This is a genomic window from Leuconostoc sp. S50, from assembly GCF_016624925.1.
Lineage (GTDB): Bacteria > Bacillota > Bacilli > Lactobacillales > Lactobacillaceae > Leuconostoc > Leuconostoc pseudomesenteroides.
The window spans coordinates 73180-97291 of sequence record NZ_JACVUE010000002.1 but is presented as its reverse complement, the minus strand read 5'-3'; the positions used below and the strand labels follow the sequence as shown (position 1 = coordinate 97291).

General features: G+C 36.4%; 23 protein-coding genes and 2 riboswitches. Of the genes, 21 read left to right on the top strand and 2 right to left on the bottom strand.

Annotated elements, in window-relative coordinates:
- The first annotated feature begins 214 nt into the window (after nucleotides 1–214).
- The 5 genes from wecB (at nucleotide 215) to IAE53_RS03005 (ending at nucleotide 5939) form a co-directional block, all read left to right on the top strand.
- Nucleotides 215–1327, top strand: coding sequence for a non-hydrolyzing UDP-N-acetylglucosamine 2-epimerase (gene wecB / locus IAE53_RS03025; protein ID WP_200135931.1), 1113 nt, complete (start codon nucleotides 215–217; stop codon nucleotides 1325–1327).
- Nucleotides 1328–1347: 20 nt separating this feature from the next.
- Nucleotides 1348–2193 (top strand): hypothetical protein, encoded by an 846-nt coding sequence (locus IAE53_RS03020; RefSeq protein ID WP_200135930.1) that lies wholly within the window; start codon nucleotides 1348–1350, stop codon nucleotides 2191–2193.
- A gap of 165 nt (nucleotides 2194–2358) precedes the next feature.
- Nucleotides 2359–3654, top strand: coding sequence for a glycosyltransferase family 2 protein (locus tag IAE53_RS03015; RefSeq protein ID WP_187241170.1), 1296 nt, complete (start codon nucleotides 2359–2361; stop codon nucleotides 3652–3654).
- Nucleotides 3655–3665: 11 nt separating this feature from the next.
- Nucleotides 3666–4787 (top strand): glycosyl hydrolase family 8, encoded by a 1122-nt coding sequence (locus IAE53_RS03010; protein WP_200135929.1) that lies wholly within the window; start codon nucleotides 3666–3668, stop codon nucleotides 4785–4787.
- A 399-nt stretch (nucleotides 4788–5186) separates the two neighbouring features.
- Entirely contained in the window at nucleotides 5187–5939 is a 753-nt protein-coding gene (locus IAE53_RS03005; RefSeq protein WP_200135928.1) for an SDR family NAD(P)-dependent oxidoreductase, read from the top strand.
- Nucleotides 5940–6018: 79 nt separating this feature from the next.
- On the opposite strand, the gene IAE53_RS03000 is transcribed toward IAE53_RS03005, so the two are convergent.
- Together IAE53_RS03000 and tenA are read right to left on the bottom strand one after the other, a co-directional pair.
- Nucleotides 6019–6171 carry a hypothetical protein gene (locus tag IAE53_RS03000; RefSeq protein WP_200135927.1) on the bottom strand — a complete coding sequence of 51 codons (153 nt, stop codon included), beginning with the start codon at nucleotides 6169–6171 and terminating at the stop codon, nucleotides 6019–6021.
- Nucleotides 6172–6382: 211 nt separating this feature from the next.
- Complete coding sequence (gene tenA, locus IAE53_RS02995; protein ID WP_010294047.1) at nucleotides 6383–7075, bottom strand: thiaminase II; 693 nt, start codon at nucleotides 7073–7075, stop codon at nucleotides 6383–6385.
- 75 nt (nucleotides 7076–7150) lie between these two features.
- A riboswitch (TPP riboswitch) is annotated at nucleotides 7151–7252 on the bottom strand.
- A 120-nt stretch (nucleotides 7253–7372) separates the two neighbouring features.
- Nucleotides 7373–7461, top strand: a riboswitch (TPP riboswitch).
- Nucleotides 7462–7582: 121 nt separating this feature from the next.
- On the opposite strand from tenA, the gene IAE53_RS02990 reads away from it, so the two are divergent.
- The 16 genes from IAE53_RS02990 (at nucleotide 7583) to IAE53_RS02920 (ending at nucleotide 24103) form a co-directional block, all read left to right on the top strand.
- Nucleotides 7583–8164, top strand: coding sequence for an ECF transporter S component (locus IAE53_RS02990; RefSeq protein WP_010294045.1), 582 nt, complete (start codon nucleotides 7583–7585; stop codon nucleotides 8162–8164).
- A gap of 17 nt (nucleotides 8165–8181) precedes the next feature.
- A complete protein-coding gene (locus IAE53_RS02985; protein WP_233610653.1) occupies nucleotides 8182–9399 on the top strand; it encodes an ATP-binding cassette domain-containing protein in 1218 nt (405 codons plus the stop codon).
- Nucleotides 9362–9583: a hypothetical protein gene (locus IAE53_RS11380; protein WP_234456347.1), complete on the top strand. Its 222-nt coding sequence runs from the start codon at nucleotides 9362–9364 to the stop codon at nucleotides 9581–9583. The genes IAE53_RS02985 and IAE53_RS11380 overlap by 38 nt, the downstream gene beginning before the upstream one ends.
- Nucleotides 9577–10251, top strand: coding sequence for an energy-coupling factor transporter transmembrane protein EcfT (locus IAE53_RS02980; protein WP_233610650.1), 675 nt, complete (start codon nucleotides 9577–9579; stop codon nucleotides 10249–10251). Before IAE53_RS11380 ends, IAE53_RS02980 begins: the two co-directional genes overlap by 7 nt.
- A gap of 106 nt (nucleotides 10252–10357) precedes the next feature.
- Complete coding sequence (locus IAE53_RS02975) at nucleotides 10358–10564, top strand: HAD family hydrolase (protein WP_200135926.1); 207 nt, start codon at nucleotides 10358–10360, stop codon at nucleotides 10562–10564.
- Nucleotides 10565–10580: 16 nt separating this feature from the next.
- Nucleotides 10581–11222: a thiamine phosphate synthase gene (gene thiE, locus IAE53_RS02970; RefSeq protein ID WP_200135925.1), complete on the top strand. Its 642-nt coding sequence runs from the start codon at nucleotides 10581–10583 to the stop codon at nucleotides 11220–11222.
- A gap of 69 nt (nucleotides 11223–11291) precedes the next feature.
- Nucleotides 11292–11801, top strand: a complete 510-nt coding sequence (gene thiW, locus IAE53_RS02965) for an energy coupling factor transporter S component ThiW (protein ID WP_200135924.1) — start codon at nucleotides 11292–11294, stop codon at nucleotides 11799–11801.
- A gap of 3 nt (nucleotides 11802–11804) precedes the next feature.
- Nucleotides 11805–12632: a hydroxyethylthiazole kinase gene (locus IAE53_RS02960; RefSeq protein WP_200135923.1), complete on the top strand. Its 828-nt coding sequence runs from the start codon at nucleotides 11805–11807 to the stop codon at nucleotides 12630–12632.
- Between the two features lie 182 nt (nucleotides 12633–12814).
- The gene (locus IAE53_RS02955) at nucleotides 12815–13249 is read left to right on the top strand and encodes a MarR family winged helix-turn-helix transcriptional regulator (RefSeq protein WP_200135922.1); all 435 of its coding nucleotides are present in this window, start codon (nucleotides 12815–12817) and stop codon (nucleotides 13247–13249) included.
- Nucleotides 13236–15497, top strand: coding sequence for an ATP-binding cassette domain-containing protein (locus IAE53_RS02950; protein WP_200135921.1), 2262 nt, complete (start codon nucleotides 13236–13238; stop codon nucleotides 15495–15497). Before IAE53_RS02955 ends, IAE53_RS02950 begins: the two co-directional genes overlap by 14 nt.
- A gap of 1321 nt (nucleotides 15498–16818) precedes the next feature.
- A complete protein-coding gene (gene dnaG, locus IAE53_RS02945) occupies nucleotides 16819–18681 on the top strand; it encodes a DNA primase (protein ID WP_148423918.1) in 1863 nt (620 codons plus the stop codon).
- Between the two features lie 34 nt (nucleotides 18682–18715).
- A complete protein-coding gene (gene rpoD, locus IAE53_RS02940) occupies nucleotides 18716–20014 on the top strand; it encodes an RNA polymerase sigma factor RpoD (RefSeq protein WP_148423917.1) in 1299 nt (432 codons plus the stop codon).
- A 101-nt stretch (nucleotides 20015–20115) separates the two neighbouring features.
- Nucleotides 20116–20673, top strand: coding sequence for a QueT transporter family protein (locus tag IAE53_RS02935; RefSeq protein ID WP_148423916.1), 558 nt, complete (start codon nucleotides 20116–20118; stop codon nucleotides 20671–20673).
- On the top strand, nucleotides 20673–21407 hold the full coding sequence (locus tag IAE53_RS02930; protein WP_200135920.1) for a 3-oxoacyl-ACP reductase: 735 nt from the start codon (nucleotides 20673–20675) through the stop codon (nucleotides 21405–21407). The genes IAE53_RS02935 and IAE53_RS02930 overlap by 1 nt, the downstream gene beginning before the upstream one ends.
- 127 nt (nucleotides 21408–21534) lie before the next feature.
- Nucleotides 21535–22536, top strand: a complete 1002-nt coding sequence (locus IAE53_RS02925; protein ID WP_200135919.1) for an alpha/beta hydrolase — start codon at nucleotides 21535–21537, stop codon at nucleotides 22534–22536.
- 160 nt (nucleotides 22537–22696) lie between these two features.
- Nucleotides 22697–24103, top strand: a complete 1407-nt coding sequence (locus IAE53_RS02920; RefSeq protein WP_200135918.1) for an NAD-dependent succinate-semialdehyde dehydrogenase — start codon at nucleotides 22697–22699, stop codon at nucleotides 24101–24103.
- The last annotated feature ends 9 nt before the right edge of the window (nucleotides 24104–24112 follow it).

Sequence of the window (24112 nt, the reverse complement as noted above, 5' to 3'; positions counted from 1 at the left end):
TTGGTTTAATGCTATATTTGTAAAATTGTAGTGTTTTTACATTATTATCAAACGGCAAGACTAAATATAAGTTATTAAAACTATTTTTTTATACTAATAGTGATATAATGATATCTAAAATGTTTAACGTTTATCATCGGCTAGCAATTTACGTGTATAGAGTCTAAAAAAAATAATGAGAACTTCAAATTTATTTTATGACATAGGAGAGTATATGAAAAATACAATTAAAGTAATGTTTGTTTTTGGCACGAGACCAGAAGCAATTAAAATGGCGCCAATTATTAAGGCAATGGCAAAAAACAATCATTTTCAAGAAATTGTTGTTGTGACGGGACAGCATAGAGAAATGTTGGATCAAGCGCTTAATGATTTTAAAATAGTCCCTGATTATGATCTGAATTTGATGAAAAATGAACAAAGTTTGTCAAGCATAACAATTGATGTTATTCAAACATTGGACGGTATTTTGGATAACGACAGGCCGGACATTGTTTTAGTTCACGGTGATACCGCGACAACTTTTGCTGCCAGTGTTAGTGCATTCTATCATAAAATTACTATTGGTCATGTGGAAGCTGGGCTAAGAACTTGGCATAAATACTCACCCTTCCCAGAAGAAATGAATCGTCAATTAACTGACACACTTGCTGATTTGTATTTTGCGCCAACGATTCAGAGTCAAGAAAATTTGCTTTTGGAACATCACAATCGTGAACATATTTTTGTAACTGGTAATACTGCGATTGATGCATTAAATTATACTGTTCATAAAGAATATAACCATAGTGTGTTAGATAAAATTGAAAAAGGTCATCGTATCATTATGCTAACAATGCATCGACGCGAAAATCAAGAAAATGGATTGGAGTCAGTCTTTAGTGCGGTCAAAAATGTGATTAAGCAATATGAAGATGTTGAAGTTATTTTTCCAGTTCATTTGAGTCCACATGTGCAAGAGGTTGCTCATCGCTACTTTGATGACGTTGATAAAGTTCATTTGCTACCACCACTAAATACGGTTGACTTTCAAAATATTGCAGCGCGTAGTTTCTTCATTATGACAGATTCGGGTGGTGTGCAAGAAGAAGCGCCATCGCTTGGGAAACCGGTTTTGGTACTACGAGACAATACAGAGCGACCAGAGGGAGTAGCGGCTGGTACTCTAAAATTAATTGGCACACAGTCTGATAATGTTCAAAAAAATATGCGTTTATTGTTAGAGGATAAAGATGTTTATCAACAAATGGCCAGTGCTAAAAATCCCTATGGCGACGGAAAAGCATCTGAAAAAATTTTGGATATTATTTATCATCATTTCCAATAGTTGAGTAGGTAATTTATAAAATGAAATATAAAAGTAAAACATTAACGCTAGAAACATTGATTCTTTTGTTTATTGTTGTTATCTTAACAATCACAATTTCGGTTGGACTATTAGATAAATACCTAATGATTCCAATTGCAGTTATGATGTTGCTGGGCATTATTACAGGATTCTTTATTGATCGTATTATTTTAGTATGGTTAGTAACTATTATTGTTTTTGTTGGTATCGCCCTAATTTTGAATATTGGTTCGCAAGTTAGCGGTGTAATCAAAACTTTGCTACTTGTGACCTTTCCTTTTTTTTCTACCATTAGTGTAGTTATGCGCTCACAAGTTTTGAGTCGTAATACATTAATTAATAATAGAAAATTGATCATGCGTAAAATGGAAAAGAAAAATTTGGTCACCAAAACACCAACGCAAGCATCACTTAGAAAATATTATGACAAAATAGTTGGCAAATTTTCTGATCGTGAACCACTCGTTGTACTAACATTAATTTCTCTGCCATACTACGAACAACGGGAGTATGCAAATCAAAATCAATTGTTCCAAGTGCTTTCAGATATATCAACATTACTAAAAGAAAATCGGCTTCCTAGCGAACGTATCTTTTATTTCGGTCATAGTGAATTTATTATCGTTAGTCTACGAATTAAAGAAGATGAAGTTAACTCATTAAATCTTGAAACGCGACAACAACTTAATGACACATATTTTGAACTTAATGGTAAAAAACAGGAATTACGTTATCAATTTGCCAGTTTAAAACTAAATCAGCGGGAACCATTAAAATTTGATGACGTATTGAAAAAGCTACATCGAAAACAAGAGACCGATTTAATTGATGAATACTTATTATAAGGATTAAAAAAATGACAGAAAGCATTTTTGTATTGATTTCATGGCTAGTGACGGGCATTTTTTTTATTAGTTTTGTTATTCTTTTTGTTTGTTTATGGATAATTTATTACAGAGTGATTGACATTTTTAAATTGGAGTCAGAAGATGAATTTTAGTCAAATAATTATGGTGTTAGCAATTATGTCGATTTGGATTGCGACTGGACTTGGGCTGATGATTCTATTTAGTGCCACTCATTTTTGGCTAACAAGTATAAAAAAAGAAAGGCAAAAAGTCTTTCGACTAGCAACTTACCCTAAGGTAACAGTCGTCGTTCCTGCCCACAATGAGGACGTTGTGATTGCCCAAACTGTTGAAGCTATATTAAATTTAAATTATCCTAAAGAACAGTTAGAACTGTTATTGTATGCCGACAACTGTGAAGATGACACCTATGATCAAATAAAGAGTGTTGTGTCGTTACCACAGTATCAACATATTGATGCGACAGTTATTCAAAGAACGGGGACTGGTGGAAAAGCAGGCGTATTGAATGATGCTTTAAAAATTGCCACAGGTGAATGGATCTGTGTATACGATGCAGATGCAATGCCTGAAAAAAACGCACTTCACTTTTTAGTAGAGAAATCCTTGGAAAATCCAGAAAAATATGCGGCTGTTTTTGGTAGAAATAAAACAAGAAATTATAAACAAAATTTTTTAACAAGGTGTATTAATTTAGAAATTGTCAATACACAAAGAATTCATCATGTTGGCTTATGGCATCTGTTCAAAATTGGGCGAATACCAGGGACAAATTTTATTATCAAAACAAGTTTTGTTAAGCAGATTGGTGGTTGGGACAATGGCGCATTAACTGAAGATACAGCCATTTCATTTAAAATTATGCAAAGCGGTAAATTGATTGCTTTGGCACATAATTCTGAGGCGTTTCAACAAGAGCCTGAGACTTTGTCAGCATATTATCAGCAGCGCAAGCGCTGGGCTAAGGGCAATTATCAGGTGATTTTGGATAATTTCAAACATTTATTTGATCGAAGTGTTTGGCGGATAAAGTGGGAAGTTTTTTATTATATTAGTACATTTTTTTGGTTCAATGCTGCGATTGTCATTTCTGATGTGATATTTGTGGTTAATATGGTGACTTGGGGGATTAGCATTTTCAATCCGAGTGTTCATATTTTATTTACAATTGGTAGTAATAACGTTGAGCTAGCAAATTTATTGATGATAAATTGGTTTTTGATGGTTGGCATTTACTTATTACAAATCAATATAGCACTTGCGAGTCAGTTTGGACAATTGACTGTAAAAAATCTATTAGTAGCAATTATTTCTTATATAACTTATGCACAACTTTTTATTGTTGTGTCAGTGGTGTCAGTTATTTCCGTACTTTTAGATCATATTTTACATAGAGACGGTACGAAATGGTACAAAACCAAAAGATTTGGTGACTAAAGGAATTATAAATGACTAAAAGAATTTTATCGTTTGTCTGGTTTTTTATTGTGATTTTACTTTTTGTTTTTTCAGTGCAATATGTCAAAAATGAAAGTTCAGAGCATAATAAACAAGAAATCTACAGTCAGTGGCAGCATAAATATATTTTTAAAACGCCTCAAGGAAGATACGTGAATACCTCATCCCGTAGTGAAAATGGCGTCGCTTTGTCTGAGGCACAGGGATATGGCATGTTAATTTCTGTATTAAATGATCAAGATAAATCTTCAGAAAATCAGTTTTATGACCTGTATACTTACTACAAACATCATCGTGTTAAGGGAACGTATCTCATGTCATGGCGTTATACTAATGGCGCTAAGCAACAAAAACAAGCAGATTTAAAAAATAATGCAACCGATGGGGATCTTTACATTGCTTATGCATTAATTTTAGCATCTGAAAAATGGTCACAGCATAGATCTGTCTATGAAAGTGCTGCAAAACAAATTTTGGATGATATTTTGAAGTACAACGTGAATTACAATAATAATATTTTGACGGTTGGTAATTGGGCGGATGGTTCTTCCAAGTACCAAAACTTAATGCGAACTTCTGATGTTCTACCTTCGTTTTTTGATAAGTTTTACGAGTTTTCACAAAATTCTCAATGGTTGACAATTAAAAATAAAATGCTTGACAGCCTTTATCAAGCCAGTCTTAAGAGCAACGTTGGTTTGGTACCAGATTTTATACAGGTGACAAACGATAACAAAGTGAAATCTTTAGCCTATGGTAAAAACGTTAAACTCAACAAGCACGATGATGATTATTACTATAATGCATTTAGAATTCCCTATAACTTAGCGCTTGATAAAGATAGAAGTAGTAAAGAAAATCAAATATTGATCAAGTTGATGAATTTCTTTAGTTCATTTGAAAAAATAAGTAGTGGTTATAATATGTCTGGTAAACCGCTTAATAAATTCCAGTCAACTAGTATTTCGGCCCCGTTATTTTATGCTGCTTCAACTAGTCAAAAATGGCATACGCTGTATCAAAAACAATCCTTTATATTAGATTATGACCGTTTAAATCATAACTATTATGATGATACTTTATTAGTTCTGATATTATATAGTACTAAATGAGAACTTATCAAACAACTGTCAAAACAGCATATTTCATACAAATTAAGGTTGGTAATATTAACATCGTTAATGACGTAAAACGTAAAAAAACGAAATATCTAAATCATTGCTGGAAAAGTAATGTGTCGAGAAAACGGAACGTATTTAGATGGACTTAAACGTGTACTCGTCGTTATAATAATTCAAATAAACGCATTTAGCTAATAGATAAATTGTCCTTTCACTTTTTTGAACACATTATTTTTTGCGAGAACTTTATCTTCATTCAAATGATAACAGTGCCATTTCGTTTTTTTGAGATGACGTCACCCCATGCGAAAATAGTAGCGTTTAGTATTCTATTTGAGCTATTATGGATTGGTTTTGATAAAATAATAGTTATGAAAGGTAAAATACTGAATGAAAAATATTGTGATAACTGGTGGTGGATCTGGTGTTGGATTTGCCATAGCGCGAGATTTATCAATTAATAATCAAGTGATTTTGGTTGGCCGTAATGAGCACAAGTTGCAATTAGCCCAAACTAGTCTTGGTAATAATGTCAAGTATGTTGCTGGTGATCTGTCAATCAATTCAGAACGTCAAAAAGTTGTTGAATTTATTTTGAAAAACACAGAGCGGATAGATGTCTTGATCCATAGTGCCGGTATTTATCCAACTAACAGTCAAGATAATATTAATAACAACTTGTTAGCCCATTATTATTTGACAATAGCTCTTTTAAAAGTATTAAGAGGAAGTCGAGTATTGATTGTCACGGGAAACCCACAGGCTATTGCAATGGCTCCGATTTGTGAACAACAATTTAACGCATTGATGCGCGCCACATGGGCAATTACTCATAAAATGCTATTAGTACAGGTACTGGTTGACCAATTGGCAGCACAGAAGACCACTATTAATAGCTTTTTCCCTGGGGATGTAAAAAGCAATCTGATGGCGTATACAAAGTCTCTGACGAATACTTCTGTACCGGTGGGTAGCTTACTGGCTTTGAATGAAAAATTTGAAAATGTGACTGGTGCTTTTTTTGATGAAATCGGAAATAAAGTACCTCAAAATACTGATAAATACAATAAAAATAATGCGAAAAGAGTCTTATCACTTTATATCCGAGAGCTTGGTTATTCATCATTGCACAAACTTCAATAATCAGCTTTTTTTCAATTGAAGAGGTGGCAAAAAATAAATTGATTGGCAGAGTCATTAGCATTTCTTATCGATAACAGCTCTATAAATAATCCAGAAAAAATTCTAAAATCGTGAAATTGTATTTTGTAACAATCGCTATAACGTCACCATAACTTTTGAAAGAAGTCCAGTTATGTCTAGTTAGCCCATTACTAGACTTCGTTGCGAATCCAAATGGGTTAGTTTTTGTCATTAGAATTCGCCTGGTTTGACTTTGACGAGTGATAGGCTTTGTTATTGACTTATGAGCAATCTAGAATGATTTAAACAGTTTACACGTTTTTGTTACTTTATATAAAAATAGAATTGACAGAGTAGTATTGTAATGATAACAGAAATTTTAAATAAACTAAGTGCTTGACACCAAAGAGACTTTTTAAAGAATACTGGCAACTTTTATTTGTTTAATCAATGACTGATTTAAATTTCCAGTCTTGTTGGTAAAAAGCTTGCTCCCAAAACTGCCATTCTAGTTCACAACTTTTTAAGAAAAATTGCATAGCTTCTTCACGTTGTGATGATGTTGCCTCTGATGCCAAACGATCAATCCAATCGAAAATTTGATCAGAGAGTGTGGTCTGAGAATCATCATCCGTTTTGGCATAGAAATCAATCCATCCTTTAAAAGGATTAGCTTGATTATTAGCCTTTTCTTGAACTTGCTTGCTGGCAATTTCATGGTACGTCCAAGGACAAGCTTGAAAAGCAGCGAGAATATTCAGCAGTAAACCTGTATCAGCTGCACGATACATATGTGATTCATACAAATATGCTTTTGGTGCTGGTGTTGCATGTTGTAACATTTCATATTGAACGCCGGCCACATCGCAAAAGACGTGGTGTGGATGAATTTCGCTATTCAAAATAAAATCAATTGAATTCGCAAAAAATTTTATCTCGGTACGGTCAGTTAGTTTTGTAATTGCAGTGGCATAAATTTTAATAAATTCACTCAAATATTGAAAATCTTGTTCAACATAAAAAATTAAAGCTTCTCGTGGAACGTATCCTGTCGCGATACCACGTACAAATGGGTGTTCATGAATAGCAGTCATAATTGGTTGTGCATGAGCACGTAATTCTTCTGAAAACAACATAATATCTCCTAATAATTGGTTTTTAGTCAACAAAAAAAGCGCTTTGTTAAGAGCGCAAAAAGAGCATCTTTATTAAATAAAAGAATGCCACTTTCCTACGCTAGTGTTGACTAGATCAGGTTCGAAGGGACTGATGTAAACATCATCTCAGCCAAGAAGGCACCCCTAGTGGACAACATATAATATTTTATGAATTAAGAATAACACTACTACAAAATAATTACAAACATTAAAAAAAGTAGGAATCAGTGCATTGCCTTTTTGAAAACAATGAGTTATACTTTTTCACGTAGTTTAATATTTTATCTGGGGTACCGTAAGGTTGAGATTATACCCATTGAACCTGTCAGGTTAATACCTGCGAAGGAAGATAAGTTAGATTAAGACATTTTTTGATGCCATCAATCACTATTCTCTTTTGTGGTTGGTGGTTTTTTCTATGATCACTTATTACTAAAACGGTATATTAGCAAAGCTTACGACCTCAATCAAAAGGAGAATATGTTTATGGAACAGTTAGAAATCTCATCTGAATCAAAGGTTAGGTGGTCGTTGCGAGAAGTGATATTAATGGCATTAATAGGTATTGCTTTTGGTGTCATTTATTTTATTATGGATCCGATATACACAGCTTTAGATGCTGTTTTGGTCCCACTCGGATTACATCAATACACAATTGCAATTACAATTGGTCCTTGGATGATGGCAGCGCCACTTTCCAGCTATCTATTGAGAAGGATGGGGGCTGGATTAATTGGTGAATTACTAGGTGCGACAGGAGAAGCACTTTTGGGTGGTTACTGGGGTGTAGCGACTTTAATTTCTGGTTTTATTCAAGGAATTGGATCAGAGTTAGGTTTCACATTAACAGGCTATAAAAATTGGAAAACAGGTTTAATTTTGTCGACCCTTACAGGAACTATTGTGACTTTTGTATGGTCATTGTTCCATGATGGCTATCTTCAGTTTGGAATTAGTATGTTAATCGGATTGTTCATTGTACGGTGGATTTCAATTGCTTTTTTTGCTGGCCTACTAGTTTATTGGATTGTTAATCTATTAGAAAAGTCTAAGTTATTAAAAAAGTGATGTTAGGATGACCAATAATGACGATTTTAAAAACTAGCCATTTAGATATTAAAATTGATGACCAATTAATTTTAAAAGATATTACGCTATCCATACAACCGGGACGATTTATTTTATTAGTTGGTGAATCAGGTTGTGGGAAGTCTACATTGATGACTGCTCTAGCTGGTTTGTATCCCAAGTATGGTGGTGAATTGTCAGAAACAGTTTTATTAAATAAACATAATATCGCAACAATTAAAGCTAATTTTCGATCGAGAAAAGTAGCTATGTTATTTCAACATCCCGATCAACAGTTCGCAATGGATCGTGTGGAAGATGAATTAATTTTTTCACTTGAAAATTTGTCTCTATCAAAGCAAGAAATAGATAAACGAATCAATGAAGCATTAATTGAAGTTGGTATTGAACCACTGAGGCATAGTGATTTAGCTCATCTATCAGGTGGGGAATTGCAAAAAGTGGCTTTAGCTGAAACGTTGGCTATGGGCGCCGAAATCATTTTGTTAGATGAACCTTTTGCAGCGGTTGATCTCGTGCATCGAAAAGAATTGCAGTTATTGTTGAAAAAGTTAGCTGATCGTGGACATGGCATTCTAGTTTCTGATCATGATACAAGTGGTTATCAGTCGCTGATGACGGATGTCTTTCGCATAGCAAATAAAACACTTTATCAAGCAGGCAAAAATGAAATTAAGGATATATTTAATGAATATAGTCCACAGCTGTTAAAGGTTCACAATGAAGTAGATGAATTATCATTCAATATGGTTGATGTGACCTTGAAAAATGGCATCATGCCTATTTTAAAAAATAGTGATTTTAAGTGGGCCAAAAATAAAATAACATTAATTACTGGACCAAATGGTATTGGTAAGTCAAGTTTGTTATTAACTTTTGCGAGATTGCATGACTTTCAAGGAACATTATGCTACGAAGAGCAAGCGATTAATAATTTACCTTTTAAGAAATATGCACGTTTAGTGGGGCTAGTTTTTCAAAACGCAATGAATCAATTTTTAAACATTACAGTAAAAGAAGAACTTGAGCAAGCTAGATCAAAGAGTCGTTTCAAAGGATACTGGACTAAAGACAAAATATCCAAAGTTATCGACCGGCTAAATCTTGACGGACTATCAGAGCATAGCGTGTATGAATTGTCAGGCGGGCAGCAAAAAAAAATTACAATTATTAATTATGATAGTTATTTCTCCAGAAATATTATTATTAGATGAGCCTTTGGCGGGCTTGGATAAGATGTCTATTCAACATGTTATGGCAACTATTAAGGAGGTCGCTGATGATTTACATCAAACCGTCATTATGATTTCGCACCAAACACATGGCATTGCAAAATATGTTGACTATCACGTTCATTTCGATACAAGTGGCCTGCGCTATGAGGAGAAAATATGTTGATGAATGAAACTCAAAAACTAGTATTGGTCTTACTTATCTCTTTTGAAATAGCTTTCACAAAATCAGTATATCTCAATTTAATCTTGATTGTAATGAGTCTATTAATTTTATTGATAACTGGGAATTTTGCAAAGAACTTTGCTCGATTGTTGATTGTAAGTATACTGCCGGCCATTGGATCATTTACTTCGTTCTATTTTTTTGGTACCGGAAGCAAAGAACAGCGGGTACATTTTGCTTTGGTCATGACGACTCGTGTCGGAGTGTATATTTTTTTGGGCGCAGCTTTTATATCGACTATGGTGTTATACAAATTACTACGTTCTTTGGAGCAAAATGTCAAAATGTCTGCTACCTTCGTCTACGGTATATTAGGCGCTTTTAGTTTTATTCCTAAAATTATACACGCTGTGAAGACGATTCGTGCAGTCGGCATGATGCGAGGAGAAGTGTTGCATTTTTGGTCTCCAAAGCTATATTTTAAAGCGATTACCCAGTCATTGATATGGTCCAATAATTTGGCCATGGCTATGACTTCACATGGTTTTGAGGAAGGAGAAAAACGAAGTTACTATGAACGGTTTCCAGCAAAATTTGGTGGCTGGATGATTATTCTGATCGTGATGTTATTCATTCAATACTGCGTTTTTATTTTACGACTCTGGTAATTATTTTTTAATCATTAGCTAATTTTGAGAGATACGCGTGTGATCAAAGATTGAACAGTTTAGAAAAGTCCTCGTTTTTCCTAGAGAATATAAAAGGAGCTGAATTATGAACGATAACAAAATTGTTTTCTTTGACTTAGACGGCACGCTTTGTCCCAATAACGATCTAAAAGTTAGCGTGGAAATGATTGAACTGTTAAAAACGTTTCCAAAACGTGGGATTCTGTCAGTCATAGCTAGTGGCCGTAGTTTTTATGAAACTAAACCATTACTCGAAACACTGGAACTAGATGCTATTCAAAATATGATCTGAAAAAGGGAATTGAAATATGAATGTGAAAAAGATATTGAAATTATATTTGGTTACTGATCGACAGGGGCTTTGCGATGAGGATTTTTTGAATCGGGTAGGACTGGCATGTAAGAGCGGGGTCACACTAGTACAATTAAGGGAAAAGGAACTTTCTTCGCGTGACTATTTTAATTTAGCCGTTAAGGTTAAATTAATTACGGATAAATACGATATTTCTTTAATCATTGATGACCGTGTGGATATTTGTCTAGCAGTTGGAGCTGATGGTGTTCATGTTGGTGATAGTGATTTACCAATTAATGTTGTTAGAAAGCTGTTAGGGCCGAATAAAATAATTGGTGTATCAGCAAAAAGCGTGCAGAGCGCACAGGAAGCAGCAAAACAAGGAGCTGATTATATCGGCGTCGGTGCGATATATCCGACCCAAACAAAGGTTGTCACACAACACACATCTATAAAAACATTGCGGGAAATAAGCCAAAATGTTTCTATACCAGTGATTGCAATTGGAGGTATTAAGGAGGCGAAAATAAAGCACCTTGAAGAAACTGGTATTGTTGGCGTTGCAGTGGTAAGTGAAATTATGCAGGCTATCAATATTGCGCAAAAAGTGCCTAATTTACTTAAAGAACTGCATAAAGTTGTGACGAAAGAATAGATTCAAAAGAAAAAACGATCACAAAATATTGAACCTCACATAGGCATTACAAATATGCAGGAGACAAAAATGAATAAAAATGTAGATATTCAAAGATTAATAATAGTAGCTGTCATGATTGGTTTGGACGTGATATTGTCACCAATTTTTAGAATAGAGGGTATGGCTCCAATGTCAAGTGTTATGAACATTATAGCTGGCGTCTTTTTAGGGCCACTTTATGCAGTTGTTATGGCATTTGTGACTGGTATCATCAGAATGCTAATTTTGGGTATTCCACCACTTGCTTTAACAGGGGCTGTTTTTGGTGCTGCTGGTGCAGGATTACTATACAAATATGGACAAAGCATTTATTGGTCTATGCTTGGAGAATTTTTAGGAACTGGCATTATTGGATCATTGATTTCTTATCCTGTAATGATTTGGTACACAGGACAACAGCAGAATATGTATTGGTTCGTGTATACGCCACGTTTTATTGGTGCAACAATTATCGGTGCTGTTATTGCTTACTTTGTCATTACTAATTTATTGAAAATTAAAGCTGTTCGGAAAATTCGCCTTGTATTTGTAGGTTGAAACATGGAAAAAATAGATATAAAGACCTTTGATACTATTTTACCTTTAAAAAGTTCACCACTCATTCATTGTATAACAAATGACATCACTATCGAGACAGTTGCAAATAGCATTCTATACATTGGTGGGAAACCAATTATGAGTGGCGACAGTCGAGAATTTCGTTCTTTATTCCAGACAACAGATGCTTTATTTTTGAATATGGGGCGTATGAGTGAAACCCATGAAAAAAATTTAAAAATAGCCAGTCAACTGGCTTATCAAACGAAAAAACCAACGGTGGTTGACATGGTTGGCTATGGTATTACCCAACAAAGATTAGATTTAGGAAATGAGATAATCAGTACGCATCCTGCTATTATTAAAGGAAATAGTTCTGAGATGCGACGGATTGTTGGATTACCTACGTCCGCTCGTGGAATAGATAGATCAGAACAGGACAACCAAGACAATACAGTCTTTGAACTAATTCACGCCTTAAAGATGGTAGCTAAGCAACAGCCAGAAACGGTGTTTGTTGCCACAGGCCCAATAGATATTGTCGTTAAAGGTAATCAATGTGTCAAACTTAATAATGGTGTGTCTTTGTTGGATCGCTTTGTGGGGACTGGTGATATAGTCGGTGCTTTAATGGCCACTTTACTGGGTGCTGGTTACGATGCCTGGACGAGTAGTTTATTTTCACTTAGTTATCTCAATATTGCTGGCGAACAAGCTTTTTCTAAAGCAAAAGGACATGGTATTGAAAACTTTCGTCAAACTTTTCTGAACAAACTATCTGTACTCAGTAGCCATAAAGATTGGGTTAATGACATACGCCCGGTGTCTTAACGACGCCTTTTGAGTGAAGCATTTGGGCATTTAAATATTTAAATTCAGCACTCGTGTAGTGTGAGCCATTTGTAACAACATCAGCAGTAACTTGTATCGTTAATGTCACAATAGCTTGATTTATAATTTCAAAAAGCGCATAGTTTCTATTTAGAAACTATGCGCTTTTTGAAAGGGTTACTATGGATAACAAATTAAAAAAAATACTCTCAGAATTACAATGTGAATTAGTGGCTGAAAGGAACCTAGTGAATCCTGAAGCAGTGAGTTGGTTACAATATGATATTTTGAGCCTTTTGAGGATAAAAGCTTACTTACCAAAAGAACTTAGCAAGCATTTGGGGATATCCAAATCGAAACTTTCTAAAAATTTGGCGGGATTGCATACTTTAGGCTATATTAGTCAAAAACCCGATCAACTCGATAGACGTGAAATGATTACGGATTTAACGGAAAAGGGTCAAAATTTTTTAACAGAAACAGATAATAAACACAATGAATTACTTGTGGACGCTCAAGCTAGTTTAACAAATGAAGAACAGCAAATATTTGCAAAGTTATCTGAGAAATTTGTGTCAGAGCTTCGAGAAAGAAGGTTAAGTAATGACACAAAATAGAATTGTTGTTAAAGGTGCTAAAACAAATAATTTAAAAAATATAGATGTTGAGATTCCAATCAATCAAGTAACAGTGATAACAGGTGTCTCTGGATCAGGAAAGTCGTCATTAGTATTTGATACACTCGCATCAGAAAGCCAAAGAGAAATAAACAAAAATTATAGTGCCTATATTCAACAACTACTCCCAAAATATGATAAACCAAATGTTGATACGATTCAAAATTTGCCTTTCTCTGTTGTTGTTGATCAAAAAAATATCAGTGGCAATGCGCGGTCCACTGTTGGTACCTTCACAGAAATTTATACAGCGCTGCGTTTATTATTTTCTAGAAAAGCGCAACCATTTATAGGATATTCAATGGCTTATTCATTTAATAATCCATCTGGTATGTGTCTTGATTGCCAAGGATTGGGTTATATTCAAGAAATCGATAACGCTAAACTTTTGAATACCAATTTATCCTTAAATGAAGGCGCCATTCAGTTCCCAACTTTTCAACCTGGTGGCTGGCGCTTAACACGTTATACCGAATCCGGATTTTTTGACAATGCGCTACCGTTGAAAGATTGGTCAAGAGATACGTTCCAATTATTTTTATATGGCGAAGAACAGACGCCTGACCATCCAACAAAATCATGGCATAAAACAGCCAAATATCTAGGCCTCATACCACGTATAAAAAAATCTTTTTTTCACCAGGAAGATGGCAAATACAGTAAAGAGATTGGCGCCATTACTCAAACAATTACTTGTCCGACATGTCACGGCACGAGACTTAATGAAGCAGCTCGTACAGCTATTCTTAATGGTAAAACAATTGCCGAATGCAGTGCGTTGCCGCTTATTGATCTTAAAAAATGGTTGGGGAAAATCGTTGATACGGATATCGAGTCTGTACTAAAAGATTTGAATTTAAAAATTGACAATTTAATAACGGTTGGACTTTCTTATTTAAGTTTAGATCGCCGTACAAGTACACTTTCTGGTGGTGAAGGGCAAAGAATTAAATTGTCTAACCATCTTAATAGCGCTTTATCAGGGGTACTATACATATTCGACGAACCAAGTGTAGGATTACACCCACATGATTTAATCGGTATCAACAAAATTTTTAAATTACTTGCTAAAAAAGGTAATACAGTCGTTATTGTTGATCATGATCCAGACGTTATCAAAAAGGCAGATAATGTTATTAATTTAGGTGAAGAGGCTGGTGAAAATGGTGGCTATTTAACATTCGAGGGGACGTATCAAGAACTACTTACCAGTGGCACGATAACTGGAAAATCACTTAGTCATCCTGGCTTGGTGAATAATCAAAGTTTATTGAAAGAAAATTTTGTTAGTTTGCATCATTTAAATATTCACAACTTAGTCGATGTGAGTGTTGACGTACCTCAAAAGGCGCTTACAGTAGTATCTGGGCCAGCTGGTTCGGGTAAAAGTTCATTGTTACATGCCTTTATTAAATCACAGGATGCCGTCACAGTATTAGATCAAAAACCAATTCATACAAGCAGTAGGTCGAATATTTTAACTTATTTAGATGAATTTGATCAATTGAGAAAATTGTTTTCACAAATCACTGGTTCTTCTCAATCATTGTTTTCATATAATGGTAAAGGCGCTTGCACAGTATGTAAGGGTCTAGGTTTTGTGAAATTGGATCTGGCGTATCTGGGTGACGAAATTTCGGTTTGTGAGGCTTGCCACGGGAGCCGTTATTCAAGCAAGACTTTAGCTTTGAAGGTGAAAGGATTTAATATTCACGAAGTGTTAAATTTTCCTGTGACCAAATTCGCCAACGTTTTTCCTGAATTTTCTAATGTAACAGCAATACTTCAAGAGTGTGGACTTGCCTATCTACACATAGGTCAATCACTAAATACACTTTCAGGTGGCGAATTACAACGACTTAAATTAGCAAAGAATTTACTGCACAACAGTAGTACTACCATTGTGCTTGATGAACCAACAAGTGGTTTACATGAATCAAATATTCAACAAATCATCAATTTGTTAAAAAAACTAATTGTGAAACGTCAAGTGACTATAATTGTGGTGGAACACAACTTGCGGTTTATCGGTCAAGCTGACTGGGTGATTGATATGGGCCCGGGCGCGGGGGATAATGGCGGAAAAGTTCTTTTTGAAGGTTCGCCAATTGAACTCATGAATCATTACAAAACCAATACATCTATTGCAATGCAGGAATATTTTCTCAATAATGGTTATACAGACTAAAGCTATATTAACATTTTAGGGATGAAACAAATAGGGCGACCACAAAGTCCATGGAAGTCTGATTCTTATTTTATTACCTTTTTTTTAAAATTGCACAAGTGTTTGGGCCTTATACCAATTGCTAGATTTTGGCCTGATACTCTAGTTACAGCAAACAAGTTAATACGGTGGCTATCTTAGATGAGGATGGTGCTTATGCTGTAACAGATAGAAGCCGAGACTCTAAGAAAAGTGCTGACTAGTGTCACATCAGATAGTTTACAGCAGCTAATGATTGGCTTTGGACCTACGTCTTAATGCCGGTCGGATTAGTTGTTGAGATGATAAACAAAAACAACAAAAGATGACTACTCTTAACTTTTGACAGAGCTAATGATCGTGGGATTAATTAGTATAGACGCCGTATAAAACTGTTTTGCTAGGAGTCATAGGTGGCGCTACGGCTCATTTCAATGTACTTTGTATCAAATGTTTTAAAGACTATCACTAGATCAGTTGGTCAAGAATGTTGGTCAAAAGGAGAAAGTCGCTAACTTATCAATTAAGAAAGTTAGCGATTTTTGTGGATGATAAAATACTGATGTGGTTAATCGACGAGTAGATTTGCCTGACAATAATCCAAACACACAGCCACACAATGTCTAGTGACAAAATCAATCGAGGAAGTGGCAACTCAATACATTTTGACTATGTATATTAAACAAGAGCGACTGGCTAATTAAAAGGTCAAAATGTAAAAATCAAGTGTTAATAATTTCTATCACCAGAAGACTATAACAGATAATAAATTAATTTTTGATGTATGCCATGTTTTTTCTTGTAAATTACTCTTACTTGCCCAAATGAATCCATGTGACTCAATATACTAGTCAAACGTTGCTAAACATAGTAAGAAAACAATTAAGTTTTTAGTAGCAGTGTAGTGTCAGATGAACGCAATGATAAAAACAGGAAAGAAGGATTAAATGTAATTGAGCACGTGATCAAAAATAAGCTTTAAGACAAATCTCATAAGATGTAATAAAGTCTAGAAACCGCACCAGATCAGATATAAACAGGCATAAAATTCAAAAGTAACCGCCAAAAAGAATACAAATTTTCCATTTTGGGTTGACATGTTCCGTTGCACATCAAGTTGCACATCAAGTTAACATAATATACGAAATTTGAAATCCTGATATGCTTAAAACGTTGCTATAAAGCGATTTAATAAAAATCAAAGGGCTTGACAAATTAAAATATTGAACGTATAATTTTATATACGAAGATTAGGTCGCGAACGACGTCGTTTGCGACTTTTATTGTTTGGAAAGGGGTGTGCATGGCGAGTAGAATTCCGCAATCATTCATTGATGAAGTACGGTCGAAAATAAATATTGTTGATGTTATCGGTCAATACACACCGCTCGCAAAAAAAGGACGTCAATGGAATGGCTCTTGTCCGTTCCATGAGGATAAGCATCCATCGCTCTTTGTTGAGGAAAACAAACAAGTTTTTAATTGTTTTTCTTGCGGTCGTTCCGGTTCTGTTTTTTCCTTTATTATGGAAAAAGAAGGGCTATCTTATCCAGAGGCTATCCTGTTTTTGGCTGAGAGTGTTGACATGCCGATTGACAGTAGTATTTCAGCGACGGCGACGCACCAAGTTGATGCGACGACTCAAGCAATTTATCAATTACACAATGATGCACAGAGATTGTATCAACATTCGCTACTTAATACGACCTCAGGAGAAGCCGCACTTCAGTATCTTCACGACAAACGTCATCTGACAGATGATATTATTAAAACATTTGGTATAGGCTTTGTACCTGACGATAATTTGTTGTTGAGTTACGCAAAAAATCAGAATCTATCGCCATCGCTATTATCAGCCTCAGAATTATTCCTCACCAATAGTGCCGGAGAACAGCGTGACCGTTTTGCTGGTCGAATCGTCTGGCCAATTAAAACTGAGCGCGGCCAAGTGGTTGGGTTTTCTGGTCGCGCGCTGGATAAAGACAATTCAATTAAATACATGAATAGTCCTGAAAGTCCTTTTTTTACGAAAGGGCGAATCCTATATAATTTTGATCGTGCGAAAAATATCATCAGACAAACTGGCACAGCGATGATATTTGAAGGCTTCATGGACGTTATTTCAGCTGACATGGCTGATCAAAAGGTTGGTGTTGCGACTATGGGAACTGCGCTAACTAGTGATCATGTCCACCAATTAGCAAAAGTTGCCAAACGCATTTTACTGGTTTATGACGGGGATGATGCTGGTCAGAAGGCTGCACGACGCTCGATTGAGTTGATTACGAACAATGCAAGATCACTTGAAATTGGCGTTGTTCATTTACCTGATAACCTTGATCCAGATGAAGTGCGGATTAAATTAGGCTTACCCCAGTTAGCACAGTCATTGACACAAAGTATCCAAACACCGATTGAATTCTTGGTTGATGATGCTAAACGTGACAAAAACTTGAGCAATCAAGCGCAATATTTGCAATTTTTAAAAGAAGTGATGATCATACTGAACCGCGCTACACCAGTGGAGCAGGATTTACAGTTAACTCGAATTTCTAAAGAGTTCGGCACTTCTAAGGAAGCGTTACAAGCTCAATTGACGCAAACACTTCAGCAGAAATCCAACCAACCACAGGCGCAATCACAACGTTTGACGACTAGGGATGATTTCTATGGTGAGCCACCACAAGATAACTATTATGATCAACTTTATGAGGCTAATCCACAGTTAAAAAATACGGTTTCCAAAGTGGAGTTGGCCGAGCGTGCCTTAATTATGGCAATGATTAAAGACCCACAAGTGATGCGTCGTGTTAAATCTACTGCCGGTTTTGCGTTTGTTCATTCAGATTATCAGCTATTAATGATGTTAGCTGAAGTTTATCAGCGAGATCATATTGGTAGTTTCGACATTGCAAAATTTATGGATTTTTTGCAAAAACCAGAGTTAAACCAAAAAATAATGGCAATCGATCGTTTGTTTGGTGATTTAGAAGTTAAAGACGAAGCGGTTAGCGATTACTTACGTTTAATCATCAATGATGCCCCACAAATGTCGAGGATTGCTGAATTGCAACGACAAATTAACGTTGCAAAGCAACAACATGACGACACGAAGTTAGTACAATTGACAACGGAATTGATTAATATTAAGAAGCAACAACAGTAATGGAACGCACTTTTAGTGTAAAAAGGAGTTAAGCATGACAACTGTTTCAAGTTCAAGCAAAATTTTAGATATCAAAGCATACCTAGATGAAAACAATATTGCTTACAATAGTCGCGCTAAAAAAGCTGAATTATTGGCTTTAGCACAAGGTAAGACACCCGAACAAGCAGCTGCGGCAGGAAAAGCCTCAAAGCCAAAGTCAGCCAAAAAATCTGGTCCACTTAAAAATCCAGAATATGACAAAGCTACAAAAGCATTAATTGCTGAGTTTAAGACTGCTAAGTCAATTACTTATGCTGATTTATCAAAACGTTTGGCAGAGCCATTCAATTTAGATGAGGAAAACATCGAACGTTTGATGGAAAAGGTTGAAGATGCGGGCATTGCAATTGTTGATGACAATGGTGACCCAGCACCAGAAGTGTTGAAAGCAAAACAAAATAAACCATCAGCAGAGGAGTTAGCCGAAGCAGAAGAAACGCCAGCTGGTATCAAAATTAACGACCCTGTTCGTATGTACCTTAAGGAAATCGGGCGCGTTAACCTCTTGAAAGGCGACGAAGAAATAGAAATTGCCAAGCGAATTGAAAATGGCGATGTTGAAGCCAAACAAGAATTAGCCGAAGCTAACTTGCGTTTGGTTGTGTCGATTGCTAAGCGGTATGTCGGTCGTGGTATGCAATTCTTGGATTTAATTCAAGAAGGTAACATGGGTTTGATGAAAGCCGTTGACAAATTTGATTACACCAAAGGTTTCAAATTCTCAACTTATGCCACATGGTGGATTCGCCAGGCTATTACACGTGCTATTGCTGATCAGGCACGTACAATTCGTATTCCAGTTCACATGGTCGAAACAATTAATAAATTGATTCGTATTCAGCGTCAATTATTGCAGGACCTTGGGCGTGAACCACTACCGGAAGAAATTGGTGCCGAAATGGATTTGACGGCCGACAAGGTTCGTGAAATTCTGAAAATTGCGCAAGAGCCCGTTTCACTTGAGACACCTATTGGTGAAGAGGATGATTCGCACTTGGGCGATTTCATTGAGGACAATGAAGCCGTTTCACCTGCTGATTCAGCTGCCTACGAAATGTTGCGTGAGCAGTTGGAGTCAGTTTTGGACACGTTAACTGATAGAGAAGAAAACGTGTTACGTTTGCGCTTTGGCTTGGAAGATGGGCGTACGCGTACGTTGGAAGAAGTAGGCCGTGTATTTGGTGTAACACGTGAACGTATTCGCCAAATCGAGGCCAAAGCCCTGAGAAAGTTGCGCCATCCAAGTCGTTCAAAGCAACTTAAAGATTTTATGGATGAAAGTGCGAATTAATCAAGACACTCACTGATCGTTGATAAAACATAGGCATCAACGTGACAATGAAAACAGCGGTTCATCTACCATCCCGCTCATCAAAACTAGGAGAATTATCAATGCAAAAATCTATGACAGTTTCAGAATCAAGCCGTACGCGCAACATTACTATGGTAGCAATTGTCGCTGCTTTGTATGCAGCGATTACTATCGTTGTTGCACCAATAGGATTTGGTCCAGTTCAGTTACGCCTATCTGAAGGGCTGAATCATTTATCAGCTTGGAACAAGCGTTATGTATTAGCTCTTGGATTAGGTGTATTAATCGCTAATTTGGTCTCACCTTTGGGTTGGATTGATTGGGTATTTGGCACTTTAGGAACCGTGATTATGACTACTGCCACTTATTTATTTACAAAAAAAGTAAAAAGTGCGATTGTAAAAATTATGATTAGTTCGGCTGTGGTATCCACTATCGGCATGGCCATTTTGGCTGCGGAATTTACGTTTGCTTTCAGCATTGGCGCAAGTGGTGCTTTTGCCTCTGGGTCGAAAGGTGGCCTTTTCGCACAATGGTTGGCGTATTACATTAGTCTAGTACCCGGCGAACTTGTTTCATTAATCGTGGGTGGTATGATTATTTTTTCACTTAGTAAAATAGTTGATTTGAGTAAATAATGGCTAAGACATATACAAATAAGAATATTTTGATTACCGGTGCCGCTTCTGGCATCGGTTTTTCTCAGATGATGAGTTATTTGGCAAATGGTGCGAATGTGTTTGCAATCGATCAACAAGTTATAGATGTTCAGCATGAGAGGCTTACAACTTATCAACTCGATATCAGCCATCATGACGCGTTGATTGATTTGCTCACTGCTATTACAGAGAAGGCCAGCATTGATGTTTTAGTCAATACGGCAGGTATTTTAGATGATTATCAACCTAGTTTAGAAATCAATTTAGAGAATTGGCAACAGGTTTTAGACGTGAATGTTACGCCCATGTTTATTACAACTAATGCAGTGTTGCCAGGCATGATTGCAAGAGGTAGTGGTCACATTGTGAATATGGCGTCTATCGCAGGTTTTTCTGCTGGTGGAGGTGGCGCGGCCTATACAACAAGCAAACACGCTATCATTGGTTACACCAAGCAATTGGTATTTGACTATGCAAAAAAGGGTATTCACGTCAACGCAATTGCTCCAGGAGCTATCAATACGCCGATGAATGCGGCAGACTTTGCGGGTGATGGTGCTATGGCGAAGCAAGTGGCTGAACAAACACCTGCAAAACGCTGGGCGACACCACAAGAAGTAGCTGATCTCACCTTATTTTTAACTAGTCCACAAGCTGATTATATCAATGGCGCAGTAGTACCAATTGATGGTGGTTGGAGTTTAGGACATTAATAGATAAATTATGTTGTAATCATTAAACCTTTCCAAATCCTAATGGGTTTGGTTTTTTTGTGTTCATGCACATGATATGATAAAAGTAATAGTCAATTAAAAGAGAGAAATATGAGGGGGATTGTTGATGTGGCGAAAAATTAGAAGGTGTTTTTTCTGGTTGGTTGTTGTCCTCTTAGTCATAATATTGACAACTTTGTTAGCATTCAGTTTGTCTCCAAGACCAAGTGCATATTTAATTAAGCGTATGTTTGATGGGCCAGTAACGATTACGGATAAAAGTGCTTTTCAGTCGGCTTCTAAAAATATAACGGTGACCAGTAATGTCGTTTATCCGTCCCATTATCAAAAAAACACTTTAGATATTTATCGACCTAAAAATGTAACAAAATCTAAAGCAACACTTTTCTGGGTTCACGGTGGTGGGTATGTGGGTGGTGGCAAAAGTGGCATGAAGGAATTTGCCACAAAAATAGCTGCTGACGCCAAATTAACAGTCGTTGCCATTAATTATCAGTTGGCGCCCACTGCGACTTACCCAAGCCAACTATATCAGTTAAATGACGCGATAAATTATCTAAAAAGCCAATCAAATTTGAATACATCAAAAATAATTGTTGGTGGTGATTCGGCTGGTGCACAAATTGCCTTGCAATATTCAGCATTAGCAACGAATAAAAGCTACGCCAAGCGTATGAAATTTCAAACAGCTATCCCAAAAGATGCTGTTAAAGGCGCGATTTCCTATTGTGGCCCAGTCAACCTCAAGCAAGTATTAGATCAAAAAAATGATTCATTACTCTTAAAGTGGTTTGTTCATTCAGTTGCTTGGAGTGAATTAGGAACACGCCAATGGCAAAAGTCTGTTGAGCTAAAGCAAGCTTCCTTAGTTGATCACCTGACAGGTGAATTTCCACCAACTTACATTACAGATGGGAATGCATATTCTTTTCAAGACCAAGGTTTAGCGTTTGAAAAAAAGTTAAAACAATTAGGGGTTCCGGTGACGAGTCAATTTTTTAACCATTCCAATGAATCCATCACACATGAATATCAATTTAATTATCAAACAAAAGAAGCGAAAAAATGTTATCAGCAAACACTAGCTTATACAGCTAGTGTTGAATAGTCAGCATGATCAATTGATGGTCATGTTTTTTTGTGAAAAATATTACATATTATTTGCATATAAAATCACAAGTTAAATACTTTTGTAATAATTTGAACGGTGTTATAGTAATGATGTTGTTAGTTATACTCACTCTGTATCAAACGAAAGGTCGAATAAAATGAGCTATCAAACAGTTAATCCATTTACAGATGAAGTGATTAAAACATATGACAATCATGATGATGCCTATGTCGAAAACGCAATTGCCAAGGGTCACGCACTATACAAAAAATGGCGGAATGATCCTGTTGAGAGTCGTGCTGCAGCGTTGAATAAAGTGGCTGACGTGATGGAAGCACAAACAGATGAGTTAGCCAAAGTCTTAACTCTTGAAATGGGAAAACGTTTCGTAGAAGCGCAAGGCGAGGTTGCGATTTGTGTATCAATTGCACGCTATTATGCCAAAAATGCAGCGGAATTTTTGAAACCAGAGCCAATTGAATCATCAATCGGACCAGCCCAAACCATTTCAAGACCAACTGGTGTCTTGATGACAGTTGAGCCTTGGAACTTCCCATACTATCAAATTATGCGTGTCTTTGCGCCTAACTTCATGGCAGGTAATCCCATGTTATTGAAGCATGCAAGTAACACGCCAATGGCAGCTGGCGCCTTTGAAAAAGTTGTCAGCGAAGCAGGCGTACCAGACGGGGCCTTTACTAATCTTTACGTTGACTATGATCAAGTGAATAATATTATTGCAGACGATCGTGTTCAAGGTGTGGCGTTGACAGGATCGGAACGCGCTGGACAATTGATTGCCGCAGAAGCTGGTAAGAACATGAAGCAGAGTTCTCTTGAACTCGGCGGCAGTGATCCATTTATTGTTTTGGAAGACGCTGATCTTTCAGAAATTAAGAAAATTATTGGTGGCGCACGTTTGTATAATGCTGGTCAAGTCTGCACGTCATCAAAGCGCTTTATCGTGACAGAAAAGAACTACGATGCACTGTTAGATATGCTTAAAGAAGCCTTTTCTGAAGCGAAAATTGGTGATCCAATGGATTCAGATACCACTTTGGCACCACTTAGCACTTCAAAAGCTAAGCAGAATCTGACAAAACAAGTTAAAGCGGCAGTCGATGCTGGTGCAACACTTGCGTTTGGTAGTGTCGAACAGAACTTGCCAGCTGCACTGTTTGAGCCAGTTATCTTGACCAACATTACTAAAGAAAACCCAGCATTTTATCAAGAATTCTTTGGTCCAGTTGGACAAGTATACAAAGTCAAGGATGAAGAAGAAGCTATCGCTTTGGCTAATGATTCGCACTATGGTTTGAGTGGCGTTGTGTTTGGTGGTTCGGCTGAACATGCAACTGAAGTTGCATCACGACTAGAAACTGGTGCAGTCTTTGTCAATAGCTTTGGTGGTACATTACCTGAATTGCCATTCGGCGGTGTTAAAAATTCCGGCTATGGTCGCGAACTAGGCCGCTTTGGTATTGAAACATTTGTCAACAAAGAAACAATTGTGACGAAGCATGAACCAATTGATTTGGATGATGTATTCGGTGGGTTCGTTTAAAAATTTGAT